This is a genomic window from Enterococcus sp. 10F3_DIV0382, assembly GCF_002140245.1.
GTDB lineage: Bacteria > Bacillota > Bacilli > Lactobacillales > Enterococcaceae > Enterococcus_B > Enterococcus_B lactis.
Window position 1 is genome coordinate 91,194 of sequence record NZ_NGMF01000002.1, and the last position, 18,469, is coordinate 109,662.

Genomic DNA, 18,469 nt, shown 5'->3' on the forward strand with positions numbered 1-18,469 from the left:
AGATGAAAATCGTAGGAGTAGCCGCATGTACAGTTGGGATTGCCCATACGTATATTGCACAAGAAAAATTAGAAAATGCAGCCAAAAAAGCAGGACACGAGATGCACATCGAAACGCAAGGAACGATTGGAATCGAGAATGAATTAACCCCAGAGCAAATAAAAGAAGCAGATCTCGTGATTCTGGCAATTGATGTGAAAATAAGCGGCAGAGAACGATTTGAAGGAAAACGTATCATTCAAGTCCCCACTGAAATCGCCGTAAAGTCACCCAATAAACTGATCGAAAAAGCACAAGAAATAATTGAAAAACAACTTGCTTGATCATAAGGAGGGAAAAAAGATGGAAAAGATAAAAAAGTTAAATTTAAAGGGACATTTATTGACAGCGATTTCTTATTTGATTCCAATCGTTTGTGGAGCAGGATTCTTGATTGCTATCGGGGTGGCGTTCGGTGGGACAAGTCAAGGAACACTGGTACAAGGTGAATTTTCTTTTTTTGATGCTTTAGCAACAATGGGAGGCGCTGGTTTAGGGTTACTTCCTGTAGTCATTGCAACGGGGATTTCTTATTCTATTGCAGCAAAACCAGGGATTGCTCCAGGGTTCATCATCGGATTGACAGCGAATGCTATTGGGGCTGGTTTTATTGGAGGGATATTAGGTGGCTATCTTTCTGGATTTCTCGTGTTAGCTATTTTAAACCATGTGAAAGTCCCAAATTGGGCAAAAGGACTGATGCCAACATTGATTATTCCCTTTGTTGCTTCTATCCTAGGTGGGTTAATCATGGTCTATATCATTGGAACTCCTGTTGCCTTGTTTACGTCTATTCTTACGAATTTCTTAGAAGGATTAGGTAATTCGTCCTTGTTGATTTTTGGCGGTGTGATCGGCTTACTAAGTGGCGTTGATTATGGTGGACCAATTAACAAAACGGTTTTTGCTTTTGTTCTCACAATGCAAGCAGAAGGAATCAATGGGCCAATTACAGCCCTCCAATTGGTGAATACGGCGACGCCTATCGGGTTTGGATTAGCTTACTTTGTCGCAAAAATATTTCGGAAAAACATCTATACAAAAGTGGAAGTCGAAACATTGAAATCAGCTGTTCCAATGGGTGTGATCAATATTGTCGAAGGTGTGATCCCACTAGTGATGAATGATATCGTCCGAGGAGTGGTTGCTACGGCTATTGGCGGATTTGCTGGTGGTGCAACGACAATGATCCTAGGCGCCGATGCAACAGTACCCTTTGGCGGTGTATTGATGATTCCGACGATGTCCAGACCTTGGGCAGGCGTGATAGCAATCTTAGTGAATGTTCTTGTGACAGCCGTTGTTTTGGCAATTATTAAAAAAGATGTGGGAAAAGAAGTCGAATCCGTAGTGGAAAAGGAAGAAGAAGATATTGACTTGGGAGACATTCAGATTTTCTAAGTCCTTCATTTAGTCGGGGATTCAATCATTGATTTTTAAATAAAGGAGTCTTATATATGAGTAAAGTTTTGTTCTCACCATCTTTAATGACGATGGATCTGGATAAATTTAAGGAACAAATTGAGTTTTTGAATCAGCATGTCGATTCTTATCATATCGATATCATGGATGGCCATTATGTACCTAATCTGACATTGTCTCCATGGTTCATTGAGGAAGTGCGAAAAATCAGTCATTTACCAATGTCTGCCCATTTAATGGTCACAGACCAAAGTTTTTGGGTGAATCAATTGATTTCACAAAAATGCGAATGGATTTGTATGCATGTCGAATGTTTAGATGGGCTAGCCTTTCGATTGATTGATCAGATCCATGCTGCAGGACTAAAAGCAGGAGTCGTATTAAATCCTGAAACACCTATTGAAACTATTTTCCCTTATATTGATTTAGTGGATAAAATCACTATCATGACAGTCGATCCCGGTTTTGCTGGACAGCGCTTCATCGAAAGCACATTAGATAAAATCGTTGATTTAAGAAAACTTCGTCAAGAAAAGGGATATCATTATTTGATTGAAATGGACGGATCTTCGAATCGAAAATCATTTAAGCGAATTGATCATGCCGGACCAGATATCTATATCATCGGCCGTAGTGGATTATTTGGTTTAGACGAAGACATTGAGAAATCATGGGCCATCATGAAAAGAGACTATGAGGAAACAACTGGAAAAAGTATAGAATAAGGAAATAGTTAAAAAGGTGAGAGGCAAAAGTTTAAGAGTTACTTTTGCCTCTCACCTTTTTGTATGCTGATACTTTTTAGATAATTGTACAGAAATAAAAAAACATAATATGTTAAGATGTTAGGTTTACGAATGAGATAAACTATGTTATAGTGTGCTTGTACAAAAGATAATATGTTAAGTAGGATTTTATTTTTGGGGAGGAAAATTGATGCAGAATATTATATTGATTAGTCATGGCAGTATGGCTGAAGGCGTCAAGGCAAGTTTAGAAATGATCGTCGGAAAGCAAGATCATGTTCATGTCGTTGCGTTGACGCCTGATGGGGACAATCGGCAATTCGAAGAAGAATTATTAAAAAAAATGAAAGCCCTTAACGGCTCATCCTTGATTATTGCAGATCTTTTAGGTGGTACGCCATGTAATGTAGCATTAAGTAACTATCTAGAATCAGAAAATGTGGAAATTATTGCAGGGATGTCTTTACCATTAGTCATAGAAGCAACGTTGAATTCAACTGCTACGGTAAAAGAATTGATCCAAGCAGCAACAACTGGCATTGTTGATGTGAAGCAAAAAATGAAACAAACAGAAATCGAAAAAGAACCAAGCCTACCAAAGGATAATAGCCAATTGTATGAGGCATATAAAGGAAAAGAAAATATCGTGAATGTCAGGATAGACGAGCGTTTGATCCATGGACAAGTTGCGGGCATCTGGGCGCCCAGTTTGCACACACAGCGTATCATTGTAATCAACGATGAAGCAGCAGCAGATTCGTTACAAAAATCTTCCTTAAGAATGGCAGCGCCTACATCGATGAGACTTTCAGTTTTGCCGGTTGAATCTGCTGCGAAAAATATACGTTCAGGAAAGTATGGAAAACAGCGTCTATTCCTAGTATTCAAAAATCCAACAGATGTCTTACGTTATTTGAAAGCCGGAGGAAAGCTAACACACGTAAATGTTGGAAATATGAGTTATAAAGAGGGATCAAAAGACATAACAAAAAGTATCAAAGTATTAGAAGAAGAAATTGATGTGTTCGAATCAATTGCAGCAATGGATATAAATGTAACCGCTCAATTGGTACCAAATGATCCAGTTGTTGACTTCATGGATAAACTGAGAAATTAAATAAAAATGAGGAGGAAGAAAGTATGCACTTAGCAGCGTATCAAATTATTCTTATTACGGTTTATGCTTTTATTGCAATCAATGATTCGCTTATTTCAAATACATTAACACAACCAGCCATCGCAGGTATGATTTCAGGAATGATTATGGGAGACTTAAAAACAGGATTGATGGTTGGAGGTACATTGCAACTAATGAGACTAGGGATTGCGGCTTTCGGTGGGGCATCAGTTCCTGATTATTTCACAGGAGCCGTCTTGGGAACAGTATTTGCGGTTATCTCTGGGAAAGGTGCAGAGTATGGTATAGGATTGGCTGTTCCAGTATCTTTATTGATGTTGCAACTTGATGTAGTCGCTCGCTTTTGTAATGTTTATCTCTTGCATCGTGTAGATAGAGCAATTGATGATATGAAAATCAATCGTATACCGCGATTAGTCTTATCTGGCTCTTTTCTTTGGGGATTATCACGAGCCATTCCGATTTTATTGATGCTTTTAGTCGGTGATGCTGCTGTTTCAACGATCACAGAAAATACACCAGAATGGTTGATGAATGGACTAAAAACTGCTGGTGGGGTGTTACCAGTCGTGGGTGTGGGAATCTTGTTGCATTACCTTCCAACAAAACAATATATTCCTTATTTACTATTGGGTTTCTTTTTAGCCGCTTATTTACAAGTGCCAATGCTTGGTATCTCAATCGTCGGTGTGATTGCTGCAATTATTGTATTTAAAAAAGATAGTGAAAAAGCAGAACATCCGACAGTGACAGCCACAAATAATGGAACATTTGAAGGAGGATATGATGGGGATGAATAACCAGAAATTAACAAAACAAGAGCTGAATGCGATTAGTTGGCGCTATATTTTAGGAAGTCAGCTGAACTGGAACTATGAACGAATGATGAGTTCTGGCTATTTATATGGGATATTACCAGTATTGAAAAAATTCTATGGTAATGACGAATCACACTTACAAGATATGATGCGTACACATAATCAATTCTTCAATACCAACGCGATTTTCGGAAATTTGATCATGGGGATTGATGTGGCAATCGAAGAAGAAGATGGTTACAAAGCAAAAGACACAATCATTGCCTTAAAAACAGCTTTAATGGGTTCTCTTGCTGGCGTAGGTGATTCATTGTTCCATGTGATTTGGGGAACGATTTTTGGATCGATTGCAGGAACATTTGCTCAAAGTGGCTCAATTGTTGGATGTGTGATTTGGGTCATCGCGAATATCGTTTTGTTATTTGGACGGGCTGCGTTATTACCATTAGGATACAAACAAGGAGTCAAACTTGTCACAACTTTGAAAAACAAATTATCTGCATTCACTAATGCCGCAACAGTTTTAGGTGTCACGGTAATTGGTGCTTTGATTCCTTCCGTGGTAAAGGCAACGGTCCCATTTGTTTATAAAAAAGATGGTGTGGAATTAGTTATTCAAGATACATTAGACGCTATTTTACCCTCTCTTGTTCCGGTGTTACTTGTTTTATTAACTTATTGGATGTTGGGACAAAAGAAATTGAATTCCACACGAGTAATCTGGATCATTTTGATTCTTTCCATTGCATTAAGTGCGTTTGGTATTTTAGCTTAAAAAAGGAAAAGTGAGATACGTCCGTTCACATATTTGTCCAAAAAGTAGAGGTTAAGCGGTTTTCTCATTCACTAAGATAAATGTGATTTTAGCCTCTGTATATTCATACAATCTGATGAGAAAGAGGGAGCAAAGATGGAGAAGGAGAAAAAAGGTTTGGGTAGAAGGATTCTTTTGATGAGTATGCTTAGTTTAATTAGTTTATTTGGAATGAGTATATCAACCTTTGCCGAGGAAGATGAATTTCAAAAGATGGAAGAACGATGGAAAAGTCAACTTGTCTTTGAAAAAGAAAGTCCGGAAAATGAGTCATTAAGAGCATATATAGAAGCGTTATCAAAAGAAGCGGAAAATTTATATCAAACATTGGATCAATCACCTGACCGGACCTATCTATGGCCACTTGAATCGGGAAATACTTCTTCAGCAGATTTGACGACACAATTTACGAAACTCCAGAAACTTACTTATGCCTATAAGACAAAAGGGACAACACTTTATCAACAGCCAGAGGTTGCTGCAGCAATTAAAGAGGGAATCGATTTTATGATTACCAAAAAAGGATATGATGGGAAAAAGTATTATGGAAATTGGTGGGATTGGCAAATTGGTATCCCACAAAAATTTGTGAATATCCTTCTACTGTTGCACCAAGAGCTATCCAGTGAAAAAATCCAACAATATACAGCTATTTTAAATCAATATGTACCTGATCCATTCCAGCAATTATATACTAAACCACAAGATTCATTTGTAGACCTTGCATTTATCCCTAACTTTTCAACGACTGGTGCCAATCGAACAGACTTATCATTGACTGTTTTAGGAGTAGGTATTTTACAAAAAGATGCCACAAAAATCCATCAAGCAGTGAATGGGATCAAAGATGTTTTTCAACTCGTGACAAGTGGAGATGGGTTTTACGCAGATGGTTCCTTTATCCAGCATAATGATATTCCTTATACAGGTTCTTACGGGAATGTACTAATCAAAGGAGTCGGACAGATTTTTACGATTGTGGATGGGACTTCTTATGCAGCAGCTTCTGATGACATTCACGCTTTCGTAGAAAATGTAGAGAAGGCCTTTATTCCTTTGATTTACCAAGGTGAAATGCTTCCCATGGTGAATGGACGCGCTATTTCGCGTGCGCCTTCAAAGACGAAGGTAGGATACGGGTCTTCAACGATGTATAATTTATTGATTGTTTCAAAATTTGCACCAGAAGATAAGCAAAAGGAACTAAAAGAAGCAGTTAAATATTGGATGCAATTGAACCCTTCGTATTATATAACGAATGTAAGAGATTATAATGATCTGGTCATGACACTATCCTTATTAGAAGACCAGACGATTTTAGGGAAGGATTTACCATTCATAGGGACAAAAATGTATCATAAAATGGATCGTTTTGTTCAGCGTACCAGTAAGTATATGGTAGGAATCAGTATGTATTCGAACCGTATCTCTTCTTTTGAAGCAGGAAATAAAGAAAACAAACGTGGTTGGCATACATCGGATGGGATGGTCTACTTATATAATGAGGATGATGTACAATTCGGTAAGAGCTATTGGCCGACTGTCGATCCTTATCGATTGCCAGGAACAACGGTCGATACAGTCCCTTTAAAAGATGAAATCTCTTCTTTTACGACTGTGCGATCAAATGAGAAAGCCGTTGGCGGTGTATCAAATGAAGGTCAGGCAGTGGTAGGTATGGCTCTAAATAAAACTGGAACAAAGAATAATGGGACAGTTTTGCCAATGGATGTCAAAGGGAAAAAATCGTGGTTTGTGCTTGACGATCAATTGATTGCGCTTGGTTCGGGAATTACCGGTAACACAAATGCGTCTATTGAAACGATTATAGATAATCGTTTATTAAACGATCAGTTTACTTATAAAGTTGTAACAGAAACAGGAGAAATTACCCAGCCAACCGAACAAAGTGAAAAAGAATGGTTATTGTTACAATCAAGTCAACCAGAAACATCGATCGGTTATTATTTTCCTGAGAAAGAAACAGTAAAAGTGATAAGTGAAGCACGGCAAGGTAATTATAGGGAAATCAACGAATCATTTCCTAGTGATGAAGTTTATCATGGAAGTTATCGGAAGTTTTTGATCAATCATGGAAAACATCCAATCAATGAAGCTTATGCATATGTGATATTACCCGGAGTGAACGAAAAAGGTTTAAAAGAATATGCAGAAAAAGAACCAGTTACTATTCTTCAAAATACTCCAAAAATTCAAGCAGTAAAAGTAAAAGAATCCGGTTATTTGGGTATCAATTTTTGGGATAATACTGGTGGAGAATTAGATGGATTAAAAACAGATAAACCACTTTCTGTATTAAAGAAAATAAACGAACAAGAAAAAAGTTATACGTTTGCTGATCTTGCTCATACAAAGACGAAAATAACGATTGAATTACCAAATGATTTTGAAGCTATTCAAAGCATGAGTGAAGGAATTACCTATGATGAGCAGATGGGTCGCTTTACTATTGATTTTTCGCAAACATCGGATACACAAAAACAAATTGTCGTGGAATAAAAAAAGCGCACAAGAATAGAATATTCTTGTGCGTAATTTTTTATCCTTATTCCAATCCAATCAAATAATCGTCATCTTTCATCGCTTCTACATGACCTAACAAATAGCCGTTTCCGACTTGTGAGAAGAAGTCATGGTTGCTTGTGCCTGTTGAAATCCCGTTCATTACGATTGGGTTGACATCATTGGCAGTATCTGGGAAGAGTGGGTCCATCCCTAGGTTCATCAATGCTTTGTTGGCATTATAGCGTAGGAATGTTTTGACTTCTTCTGTCCAACCGATTGGATCGTATAATTCTTCTGTATAACGTTCTTCGTTTTCATAAAGCTCATAAAGAAGATTGTACATCCAGTCTTTCAACGTTTCTTGTTCTGCTTCAGGTAATTCGTTGAAACCTAATTGGAATTTGTAACCGATATAGGTTCCATGTACCGATTCATCTCGGATGATCAGTTTGATGATCTCTGCTACGTTTGCCAATTTGTTGTTTCCTAAATAATAAAGAGGAGTATAAAAACCTGAATAGAACAAGAATGTTTCTAAAAAGACGCTGGCAATTTTCTTTTCTAGCGGTGTACCGTGTTTGTAGATTTCATTAATACGCTCAGCTTTTTTTTGCAGATAAGGATTCGTATTCGTCCAGTCAAAAATTTCTTCGATTTCTTTTTTCGTGTTCAGTGTACTAAAAATAGAAGAATAACTTTTGGCATGGACGGATTCCATGAATTGGATATTGTTCAAAACGGCTTCTTCATGGGGAGTACGGACATCTTTACGCAACTGATCCATACCGCTTTCAGATTGGACAGTATCCAGCAGTGTCAAACCGCCGAATACATGTCCTACTGTATCTTTTTCCAATTGAGACAATGTGCGCCAATCATCTAGGTCATTTGAAAGTGGGATACGTGTATCTAGCCAAAATTGCTCTGTCAGCTTCTCCCAAGTGGATTTATCAATGATATCTTCAATTTCATTCCAGTTTATTGCTTCATAATATGTTTCTGACATGAGAATGCTCCTTTAATTAAAATATGAATAAGCGAATCTATCTATGATATTAGATCACGCAGCTTTCACATTGATTGCTTCCGATTTCTTCTGCATCATCAGTAAAGGTACGTACATAATAAATGGATTTGATTCCTTTATGGAAAGCGTAATGTCTTAAAATATTCAAATCACGTGTCGTTTGCTTCGTTGTTGTCTTCCATTCATAAATACCTTCTGGGATTTCAGAACGCATGAATAAAGTCAAACTCATGCCTTGATCGACGTGTTGTTGTGCCGTTGCATAAACATCGATTACTTTACGCATGTCCATATCATAAGCAGAAGTGTAATATGGAATCGTCTCATTGGATAAATAAGGCGCTGGGTAATAAATTTTACCGATTTTCTTCTCTTGGCGTTCTTCGATCATGCGAGTGATAGGATGAATGCTTGCACTCGTATCATTGATATATGAAATTGAGCCATTTGGTGCTACTGCCAAGCGATTTTGGTGATATAGCCCATCTTTCATTACTGCTTGTTTCAAGGTATTCCAATCTTCAGCAGTTGGAATAAAAATCCCTTCAAACAATGCTTTGACTTTTTCTGATTTTGGCTGGAATTCTCCAGTTACGTATTTTTCGAAATAAGTGCCATCAGCATAAGCTGATTTTTCAAAATTATGGAAAACTTGTTTTCTTTCACGAGCGATATTGTTGCTTTCAACAAGTGTCCAATAATTCAACAGCATGAAATAAATATTTGTAAAGTCTAATGAATCCTCTGAGCCATATTCCATTTGTTCTTTTGCAAGATAAGTGTGTAAGCCCATGGCACCTAATCCAATCGTATGATTCAGCTTATTTCCGTTTTGGATCGGTGGTACGACATCGATATCAGATGCATCTGTAATAAATGTCAATGCACGAGTCATCGTACGCACAGATTGACCAAAGTTAGGGCTTTGCATCAAATTCACGATATTTGTCGAACCTAAGTTACATGAGATATCTGTTCCTAATACTTCATACTCCTGTTTGCCGTTGATCACAGAAGGCGTTTGAACTTGTAAAATCTCTGAACATAAATTACTCATGATAATCTTGCCGTCGATTGGATTCTCGCGGTTCGCTGTATCAATATTGATTACGTAAGGATAGCCAGATTCTTGTTGTAATTTTGAGATTTCATTTTCAAGATCACGCGCTTTGATTTTTTGTTTGCGAATGTTTGGATTTGCAACTAGACGATCATACTCAGCTGTAATATCTACATAAGAGAATGGAACACCATATTCTTTTTCGACACTATATGGACTAAATAAATACATATCTTCGTTTTTACGTGTCAATTCATAAAATTTATCAGGTACGATCACACCAAGAGAAAGAGTTTTTACGCGAATCTTTTCATCTGCATTTTCTTTTTTTGCTGAAAGGAAAGCAATAATGTCTGGATGGAACACATTCAAATAAACCACACCAGCTCCTTGACGCTGACCTAATTGATTAGAATAGCTGAAACTATCTTCGAATAATTTCATGACTGGAACGACACCACTCGCAGCACCCTCGTATCCTTTGATAGGAGCGCCGGCTTCACGAAGATTTGATAAAGTAATCCCTACGCCGCCACCAATACGGGACAATTGCAAAGCAGAGTTGATTGAGCGCCCGATAGAGTTCATATCGTCAGTGACTTGAGTCAAGAAACAAGACACCAATTCGCCCCGACGTTTACGTCCAGCATTCAAGAAAGAAGGTGTAGCTGGCTGATAACGTTGATGGATCATTTCATCTGCAAGAGCAAGTGCTAATTCTTCATCCCCGTTCGCAAAGTAAAGCGCATTGAAGGCTACTCGATCTTCATAAGTTTCCAGATAAGCGGAACCGTCGTTGGTTTTCAACGCATATTGAGAATAAAATTTGTAAGCAGCCATAAAAGATTTGAAAGAAAAATGTTGTTCGTCCAAAAATTGATATAGCTTTTCAATAAATGATGGTGAATATAATTGGATGAATTCTGCTTCTATATATTCTTGTTCGATCAAGTAATTGATTTTTTCCATAATAGATGGAAAAGTCATCGTATTTGGTTTGACATTTTCTTCAAAAAAGGCAGCCAAAGCTTCTTTATCCTTATTCAAAGGGATTTGACCATTGACTGGTCGATTGATTTCATTATTCAGCTTGAAATAACTGACATCTTGTAAATTTTTAAGACTCATACGTACGCCCAACCTTCATTTCGTATTTGATGATGCTTGATTGCAAATCATTGCATTGTTTTTAAGCTTTAAAAAAGGATTTGGAAGTTTGCGACAAAAACTGGTGCTGTCTCAAGCCCTTCAAATCCATGTATCTTGTTTTGATTCTTTTAGTCATGTTAGCTGGCAAGTTTACGCAACTGATCAGGACGGAATCCGATAACTGTTTCTGCATCGGAAGTAATGACAGGAACACTTTGGAATCCTTGTGCTTTCAACCAGTCTACTGCTTCCGGTTGTTCATCGATATTGACTTCTTCAAAAGCAATTTGATTTTCTGTTAAAAAACGTTTGACCATCTTGCATTGCATGCAATTATTTTTAGAAAAGATTTTTACGTTCATGATGAGTGCCTCCTCTAAACACATTCTTATTATCTATAATAGATAGTATAAAACTCTTAGTAAAAAAGTCAAACAACAAACACTACATATTGTGTTGTGGAAACTGTGGAATACTAAGTTTTGTGTTTTTGAAAAAAGAGCTGAAAACAAGTATCGTGTGGGAAAATAGCAAATCTAATAGAGAAAAAATTGTGGAAAACTATGAAGAAATATTTTTTTCTCATTTTTATCTATCAATAATAAAGAATCGCTCATAATATCACAAGTGTAATTGACATTCTCAATTACCGAGAGTATTCTATGTGAGAATGATTCTCATTTATTTGCGTAATACGTGAGAAAACTAGAACATAGAATGAAAGATTTCAATACATGATTTATTTCACAAGAGAGGAATCAATATGCAGACCTTAGCTCAGGCAAAGCAAAACTTCGTTTATCAAGTCGAACGAATCGAAACAGAAGAAAAAACAAAACGCCATTTGCAAAATATTGGGGTCGTTGCCGGAAGTAAAATCGTCGTCGTCAATTTATCAGGCAACAATGCCATTTTACTGGTAAAAAGTCATCGAGTGGCAGTAAGTCGGGAAATACTAAGTCAGATCTTTGTCAATAAAAAGATTGCTTCCTCTGAAAGCTGGACCTCTCTTGATCAATTAAAAGCAGGAGAGACTGGGATCGTCGTAGCCATCCACGGACAAGGCGCAGTGAAGCGGCGGTTGATGGATATGGGATTGACGCGAAATGTAAAAATAGTCATCCGAAAACTAGCCCCTCTAGGAGATCCAATCGAACTGACAGTGCGAGGATATGAATTGACGTTACGAAAGTCAGAGGCTGAATTAGTCTTGGTACAAAGGGAGGAAAACGAATGAATATCGCGTTAGTCGGAAATCCAAACAGCGGAAAAACGAGCTTGTTCAATCTATTGACTGGTTCGAATCAATATGTAGGGAATTGGCCGGGCGTAACAGTAGAAAAAAAAGAAGGATCGTTGAAAAAAAATCCGAACATTCATATTCAAGACCTACCTGGCATCTATTCTTTGTCTCCTTATACACCCGAAGAAGTGATTGCAAGAGATTATTTGGTTCATGAACAGCCTGAACTGATCATCAACATTATTGATGCTACCAATTTAGAGCGGAATCTATATTTAACTACGCAGTTATTGGATTTAGGCATTCCTATGATCATTGGTCTGAATATGATGGATATCATCAAAAAAGAAGGGAAAAAAATCAACCTAGAAAAGCTTTCCTATGGTCTTGGTGTACCAGTTTTACCAATCAGCGTATTGAAAAAGCAAGGAATCGAAAAATTAATCGAAAAGATTCAGGAGTCTGCAAAAAAACGGCTTTCTATTCCTGTTCCCTGTACATACGATCCGCGTTTAGAAGCAGCTTTACATGAAATTGAAGATGTACTAGGAGAAAAAAGTAGCAAGAAACGCTGGTATGCAATGAAATATTTTGAAAGAGATCAGAAGGTGAATGAGGATGATGAGATAACAAATTCTCAGCAAAAAGAAATCGAACAACTGATCCAGTTGACAGAGAAACTATTGGATGACGATAGTGAAACGATTCTAGTCAATGAACGTTATGAATTTATTACCCAATTATGTGCACTATCTGTCGTGTCAAATGATTCTTTCCAATTATCGATGAGTGACAAAATCGATCAGATTGCAACGAATCGTTGGTTAGCCTTGCCAATCTTTGCATTTGTGATGTGGCTGATTTATTACTTGGCTATTCAAACAGTAGGAACAATGGGGACAGATTGGATCAATGATACATTGTTTGGAACGTGGCTACCAGAACATGTTGGCAGACTGTTAGCTGAATGGCAAGTAGCGGAATGGATGCAGGAGCTGATCTTGAACGGCATCATCGCAGGCGTAGGAGCAGTATTAGGATTTTTACCGCAATTGATCGTATTGTTTTTATGCTTGAGCTTTCTAGAAGACTGCGGATATATGGCGAGGATCGCTTTTGTCATGGATCGACTTTTCCGGAAATTCGGGCTTTCAGGAAAATCCTTTATTCCTATGCTGATTGCCACGGGATGTGGCGTACCAGGGGTCATGGCTACTCGCACGATTGAAAACGAGCAAGATCGTCGTTTGACGATCATGGTCACGACATTCATGCCTTGTTCTGCAAAGTTGCCGATTATTGCCTTAGTAGCAGGGGCCTTTTTTCCTCACCAATCTTGGGTAGCCCCTTCTGCCTATTTTCTTGGGATGACTGCAATTATTTTCTCTGGAATCAGCTTGAAAAAAACGCGTTTGTTTGCTGGAGAAACAGCTCCGTTTATCATGGAATTACCCACATATCATTTTCCTCAATGGTCAACGATCCTAAGACAAACCTATGACCGCAGCAAGTCTTTTGTTAAAAAAGCAGGAACGATTATCTTTGTTTCTAGTATCGTGATCTGGTTTAGCTCTTCTTATAATTTTTATGCTCAACCTGTTCCTGAAGACCAAAGTATCCTAGCCTTTTTCGGACGAATCCTGGCTGTTGTTTTTCAGCCGCTTGGTTGGGGGAATTGGCAAGGAACTGTCGCAGCGATTACAGGATTAGTTGCTAAAGAAAATATTATTGGCACATTTGGTATTTTGTTTGGACATGCGGAAGTATCCGAAAATGGTAGAGAAATCTGGCAAGTGCTACAACACACATATACTCCCGCAGCAGCTTATTCATTGTTAGCCTTCAATTTACTTTGTGCGCCTTGTTTTGCGGCAATTGGGGCTATCCATCGGGAAATGAATGCCAAGAAATGGACTTGGATCGCCATAGGCTATCAATGCGGTTTAGCTTATTTAGTTAGTTTTGTGATCTATCAGTTGGGACACTTATTGGAGGGTGGACAGGTAGCGTCAGGGACGTATCTTGCTATTTTACTGATGATAGGACTCGTTTATGTTTTGTTCCGCCAGCCAAAATCCAAGAACCAGTTTTATACTATATTGTCATTAGAAGGAGAGGAATAGGATGGCGACATTCTTATTAAGTGTATTAATCTTTGGAAGTGCAGGAGCGATTGTCTATACTCGTTTAAAATCCGGAAAGAATTGTGATGACTGTCAAACAGCCTGCCCAGTAAAAAAGGAACAGATCAAGCGATGATCAGTCGTTGCAAGAGGCTGTTCTCCCCTTTTTTGCTTATTTTGCTAGAGCATAGTAAGATGAGGGAAAGTAAAAAAAGAAAGAGGAAAGAAAATGTCTGGAAAGAAAAAAATCGTCCGCCCGCGCTATCAGCAGATTGCTGTTGATTTAGCCGAACGTATCGTTGAAAACCGATATAAAGTGGGTGAGAAGATCCATGCTCGCTCAACGCTTGCCAGTACGTACAATGCTTCTCCTGAGACCACCCGAAAGGCTATCAATGTGCTGGTAGATCTTGGGATCATGGAAGTACGGCATGGGAGTGGGGCATTTGTTGCCTCGAAAGAAAAAGCAAAAGATTTCCTATTGCAGTATCAAGATGTACAATCTATCCAAGATACAAAAGCAGAAATCATGGCGAGTGTGGAGAAGCAACAAGATGAGCTGAATCATTTTTCTCAATTATTGGATCAGCTGGTCAATCAAACGAAGCGAATACATAAGATGAACCCTTTACTTCCGTTTGAATTGTCTTTATCAGAAAAAGCAATGCATCTGGACCGTTCGATTAGCGAGTTGAATATCTGGCAGGCGACTGGTGCTACAGTTATCGCAATTTCTCATAACGAAGAACTACTTGTTTCACCTGGACCTTATGCTAAATTTACGGCAGGGGATATCGTTCATTTTATTGGAAATGAGTATACGCTACAGCGTATGACAAACTTTTTTTACCCGGAACATCAGCTTGCAGAATGATTGTGTGAAATATTATAAAAATATTAACTTGGCTAAACCTTTTATTTATAAAGATTTAACCAAGTTTTTTTCTGTTTAGACAAGCAAATTTCTTTCATTTTTGACAAAGTGACTACATGATGTTAACATAGTGTGGTCACTTTTTTCAGAAAGAAAAATGAATTTACATAAAAAAGGAGAATTTGTTTGGTAAAAGTAGAAGTAAAACATTTAACAAAGATATTTGGTAAAAAGACACAAGCCGCTTTAGATATGATGAATGATCACCAGCCGAAAACGGAGATTTTAAAGAAAACCGGTGCGACGGTTGGTGTGTATGACGTGAATTTTGACGTAAAAGAAGGAGAAATCTTCGTGATCATGGGGCTTTCCGGGAGTGGGAAATCCACATTGATCCGTCTATTGAATCGTCTGATCGAACCAACTTCGGGCAGTATCTATATTGATGGAGAAGATGTATCGAAGTTAAGTAAAGAAGAATTGCGAGAAGTCCGTCGTCATAAAATCAATATGGTTTTCCAAAACTTCGGTCTGTTTCCACACCGAACGATCTTGGAAAATACAGAATACGGGTTAGAAGTCCGTGGTATACCTAAAGAAGAACGACAAGAAAAAGCAGAAAAAGCATTAGAAAATTCTAGTCTGCTTTCATTTAAAGACCAATATCCTAATCAGTTATCTGGTGGGATGCAGCAACGGGTCGGCTTAGCCAGAGCTTTAGCGAACGATCCTGAGATCTTGCTGATGGACGAAGCGTTCTCGGCTCTTGATCCGCTGATCCGACGAGAAATGCAAGACGAATTACTGGACTTGCAAGCCAATGTTCAAAAAACGATTATTTTCATTACCCATGATTTGAATGAAGCTTTACGGATTGGGGACAGAATCGCGTTAATGAAAGACGGCGAAATCATGCAGATCGGAACAGGTGAAGAAATATTGACCAATCCAGCAAATGATTACGTACGTGAATTTGTGGAAGAAGTCGATCGTTCCAAAGTGCTTACTGCTCAAAACATCATGGTACCTGCATTGACGACGAATATCGAATCTGATGGACCAAATGTCGCATTGACAAGGATGCGTAATGAAGAAGTCAGCATGCTGATGGCTGTTGACCGAAAGAGACACCTGAAAGGAATCATTACTGCAGATCAGGCGTTAGAAGCTAGGAAGCAAAAACGTCCATTGATCGACTTCTTAGATGAAAATGTGACGGTGATCGGAAAAGACATGGTTGTAAGTGATATTTTCAATATTATTTATGATTCACCGACTCCGCTTGCAGTTGTAGAGGATGGAAAATTAAAAGGTGTCGTCATCCGAGGTAGTGTGATTGAAGCATTAGCAGAAACAAGCGAGGTGAGTGAACATGAATAATCTATTAAACTATCAATTACCAGTGGCAAACTGGGTAGAAAATATCACAGAATGGTTTACGACAACTTTTTCTGGCCTATTTTCATTTTTACAAACGATCGGACAGGCAGTGATGACGGGGATTACAAATTTACTGTTAGTGATTCCAGCGCCTTTGTTTATCTTGTTATTGACGATAGCAGCTTTCTTTATCTCTAAGAAACGTCCAGGACTTACGTTGTTCACGTTGATTGGTCTATGGTTTATTTATAACCAAGGTCTATGGAATGACTTGATGAATACTGTCACACTTGTTCTTTTATCTAGTGTGATCTCAATCATCATAGGTGTACCGTTAGGGATCTTGATGGCAAAAAGCAGTAAAGCTCAAAGCATCATCAAGCCGATCCTTGACTTTATGCAGACGATGCCAGGATTCGTTTATTTGATTCCAGCAGTTGCATTTTTCGGTATTGGGATGGTGCCAGGGGTATTTGCCTCAGTCATCTTTGCTTTGCCACCAACCGTTCGCTTTACGAATTTAGGGATTCGACAAGTACCGAAAGAGTTGGTAGAAGCTTCTGATTCATTCGGGAGCACAAGTCGTCAAAAACTATTCAAACTAGAATTGCCTTTAGCTAAAAGTACGATCATGGCAGGGATCAATCAAACAACGATGCTGTCACTTTCAATGGTCGTTATTGCCTCTATGATCGGTGCACCCGGCTTAGGACGGGGAGTATTGTCCGCTTTACAAAGAGCACAAGTCGGGAATGGATTTGTCAACGGGGTTGCATTAGTTATCTTAGCGATCATCATTGACCGTTTTACGCAGCATTTGAATCAGCCAAACAATAAGAAAGTTGCAGGAGCTGCAACACAAAAAAGTAAAAAACGTCAAGGATTGATCATTGGTGCTGTAGTAGTAGTGATCTTAGGTGCGATTGGTATAGGAAGTTTTTCTTCTGCCAAAGAAACAAAACGTATCAACTTGTCTTATGTCGAATGGGATACAGAAGTTGCTTCAACAAATGTAGTCGGTGAAGTATTGAAACAAATGGGCTATGATGTAACGATGACACCGCTAGATAATTCAATCATGTGGAAATCTGTTTCAAATGGCGAGTCAGATGCCATGGTTTCAGCTTGGCTACCTAAAACTCACGGTTCACAGTATGCACAATATAAAGATCAAGTCGAAGACCTAGGTGCCAATTTGACAGGAGCAAAAGTCGGTTTAGCAGTACCAGCCTACATGGATGTAAATTCGATCGATGAGTTAACCGATCAGGCAGGTAAGAAAATTATAGGAATTGAGCCAGGAGCTGGGGTAGTTACGGCTGCTGAAAACACAATCAAAAAATATGACAACTTGAAAGACTGGAAAGTCGAGACATCTTCTTCAGGAGCAATGACCGTTGCACTAGGACAAGCAATCAAAAAACACGAACCAATTGTAGTTACAGGATGGACACCTCATTGGATGTTTGCCAAATATGATCTGAAATACTTGGAAGATCCTGAAAACGGAATGGGAAGCGAAGAGCAGATCCATACGATGGTTCGAAAAGGATTGAAAGAAGACCAGCCAGAAGCTTATAAAGTATTAGACAAATTCCATTGGTCAGAAAAAGATATGGAAAAAGTCATGTTGGAAATCAACAATGGAAAAGATCCACAGCAAGCAGCAAAAGACTGGATCAAAGAGAACCAAGAATTAGTCGAAAGCTGGAAAAAATAAAAAAGGCGGAAACAAAATAAATGGAGCTTCCAAAATTGGATCAAAAATCCAGTTTTGGAAGCTCCATATTCGTCTGTCTCTTTTTTTGTCTATAAAAAAGAGAATGCGCAGTTCATCTTCGAAACGTCCGAAGACGCCGACAAACTACCATTCTCGTGGGTTTGGCACCCAATGGGCCGTGAGGGGCTCGAACCCGCGACCCGCTGATTAAGAGTCAGCTGCTCTACCAACTGAGCTAACGGCCCATACAAAAAGTACTTAATAATAGTAGCACTAAGAATTTTAAAATGCAAGACTACATTTAAAGAAAATCAGAAAAATCTTTACTTCCTTATAGGAAATCATTCATAGATTATTCACATTTGCTCGTTACTATATAAGCATACCAAC

16 protein-coding genes and 1 tRNA gene are annotated in these 18,469 nt (G+C 38.4%); 13 read left to right on the top strand and 4 right to left on the bottom strand.

What is annotated here, in order from left to right:
- Nucleotides 1-2 precede the first annotated feature (2 nt).
- The 7 genes from A5849_RS11005 to A5849_RS11035 all read left to right on the top strand — a co-directional run bounded on the left by A5849_RS11005 (nucleotide 3) and on the right by A5849_RS11035 (nucleotide 7,497).
- Nucleotides 3-323: a PTS fructose transporter subunit IIB gene (locus A5849_RS11005; protein ID WP_002345542.1), complete on the top strand. Its 321-nt coding sequence runs from the start codon at nucleotides 3-5 to the stop codon at nucleotides 321-323.
- Nucleotides 324-342: 19 nt separating this feature from the next.
- Nucleotides 343-1,440: a PTS fructose transporter subunit IIC gene (locus A5849_RS11010; RefSeq protein ID WP_086310103.1), complete on the top strand. Its 1,098-nt coding sequence runs from the start codon at nucleotides 343-345 to the stop codon at nucleotides 1,438-1,440.
- Between the two features lie 56 nt (nucleotides 1,441-1,496).
- Entirely contained in the window at nucleotides 1,497-2,186 is a 690-nt protein-coding gene (alsE, locus tag A5849_RS11015; RefSeq protein ID WP_002314126.1) for a D-allulose 6-phosphate 3-epimerase, read from the top strand.
- A gap of 211 nt (nucleotides 2,187-2,397) precedes the next feature.
- Nucleotides 2,398-3,324 carry a PTS mannose/fructose/sorbose transporter subunit IIAB gene (locus A5849_RS11020; protein WP_002316822.1) on the top strand — a complete coding sequence of 309 codons (927 nt, stop codon included), beginning with the start codon at nucleotides 2,398-2,400 and terminating at the stop codon, nucleotides 3,322-3,324.
- A 23-nt stretch (nucleotides 3,325-3,347) separates the two neighbouring features.
- Nucleotides 3,348-4,145, top strand: a complete 798-nt coding sequence (locus A5849_RS11025; RefSeq protein WP_002341162.1) for a PTS sugar transporter subunit IIC — start codon at nucleotides 3,348-3,350, stop codon at nucleotides 4,143-4,145.
- Nucleotides 4,132-4,938 carry a PTS system mannose/fructose/sorbose family transporter subunit IID gene (locus A5849_RS11030; RefSeq protein WP_174132315.1) on the top strand — a complete coding sequence of 269 codons (807 nt, stop codon included), beginning with the start codon at nucleotides 4,132-4,134 and terminating at the stop codon, nucleotides 4,936-4,938. Before A5849_RS11025 ends, A5849_RS11030 begins: the two co-directional genes overlap by 14 nt.
- 135 nt (nucleotides 4,939-5,073) lie before the next feature.
- Nucleotides 5,074-7,497 (top strand): polysaccharide lyase 8 family protein, encoded by a 2,424-nt coding sequence (locus A5849_RS11035; RefSeq protein ID WP_002314124.1) that lies wholly within the window; start codon nucleotides 5,074-5,076, stop codon nucleotides 7,495-7,497.
- 46 nt (nucleotides 7,498-7,543) lie between these two features.
- On the opposite strand, the gene nrdF is transcribed toward A5849_RS11035, so the two are convergent.
- The 3 genes from nrdF to nrdH form a co-directional block, all read right to left on the bottom strand.
- A complete protein-coding gene (gene nrdF / locus A5849_RS11040) occupies nucleotides 7,544-8,509 on the bottom strand; it encodes a class 1b ribonucleoside-diphosphate reductase subunit beta (protein WP_002287792.1) in 966 nt (321 codons plus the stop codon).
- A 49-nt stretch (nucleotides 8,510-8,558) separates the two neighbouring features.
- Nucleotides 8,559-10,718 (bottom strand): class 1b ribonucleoside-diphosphate reductase subunit alpha, encoded by a 2,160-nt coding sequence (gene nrdE, locus A5849_RS11045; RefSeq protein WP_002310024.1) that lies wholly within the window; start codon nucleotides 10,716-10,718, stop codon nucleotides 8,559-8,561.
- 158 nt (nucleotides 10,719-10,876) lie between these two features.
- A complete protein-coding gene (gene nrdH / locus A5849_RS11050; RefSeq protein ID WP_002287795.1) occupies nucleotides 10,877-11,101 on the bottom strand; it encodes a glutaredoxin-like protein NrdH in 225 nt (74 codons plus the stop codon).
- Between the two features lie 401 nt (nucleotides 11,102-11,502).
- Here nrdH and A5849_RS11055 point away from each other — a divergent pair, with 401 nt between their 5' ends.
- From A5849_RS11055 to A5849_RS11085, 6 genes are all read left to right on the top strand, one after another.
- Complete coding sequence (locus A5849_RS11055; RefSeq protein WP_002310026.1) at nucleotides 11,503-11,976, top strand: ferrous iron transport protein A; 474 nt, start codon at nucleotides 11,503-11,505, stop codon at nucleotides 11,974-11,976.
- A complete protein-coding gene (gene feoB / locus A5849_RS11060) occupies nucleotides 11,973-14,105 on the top strand; it encodes a ferrous iron transport protein B (RefSeq protein WP_002314123.1) in 2,133 nt (710 codons plus the stop codon). Before A5849_RS11055 ends, feoB begins: the two co-directional genes overlap by 4 nt.
- 1 nt (nucleotide 14,106) lies before the next feature.
- Nucleotides 14,107-14,241 carry a hypothetical protein gene (locus tag A5849_RS11065; protein WP_002290587.1) on the top strand — a complete coding sequence of 45 codons (135 nt, stop codon included), beginning with the start codon at nucleotides 14,107-14,109 and terminating at the stop codon, nucleotides 14,239-14,241.
- Between the two features lie 93 nt (nucleotides 14,242-14,334).
- Nucleotides 14,335-14,979, top strand: coding sequence for a GntR family transcriptional regulator (locus A5849_RS11075; RefSeq protein WP_002287801.1), 645 nt, complete (start codon nucleotides 14,335-14,337; stop codon nucleotides 14,977-14,979).
- 186 nt (nucleotides 14,980-15,165) lie between these two features.
- The gene (locus tag A5849_RS11080) at nucleotides 15,166-16,359 is read left to right on the top strand and encodes a glycine betaine/L-proline ABC transporter ATP-binding protein (RefSeq protein ID WP_002310029.1); all 1,194 of its coding nucleotides are present in this window, start codon (nucleotides 15,166-15,168) and stop codon (nucleotides 16,357-16,359) included.
- On the top strand, nucleotides 16,352-18,079 hold the full coding sequence (locus A5849_RS11085; protein WP_086310105.1) for an ABC transporter permease/substrate binding protein: 1,728 nt from the start codon (nucleotides 16,352-16,354) through the stop codon (nucleotides 18,077-18,079). Before A5849_RS11080 ends, A5849_RS11085 begins: the two co-directional genes overlap by 8 nt.
- Nucleotides 18,080-18,251: 172 nt before the next feature.
- Here the strand turns inward: A5849_RS11085 and A5849_RS11090 are convergent.
- Nucleotides 18,252-18,324, bottom strand: a tRNA-Lys gene (locus A5849_RS11090).
- Nucleotides 18,325-18,469: the final 145 nt, after the last annotated feature.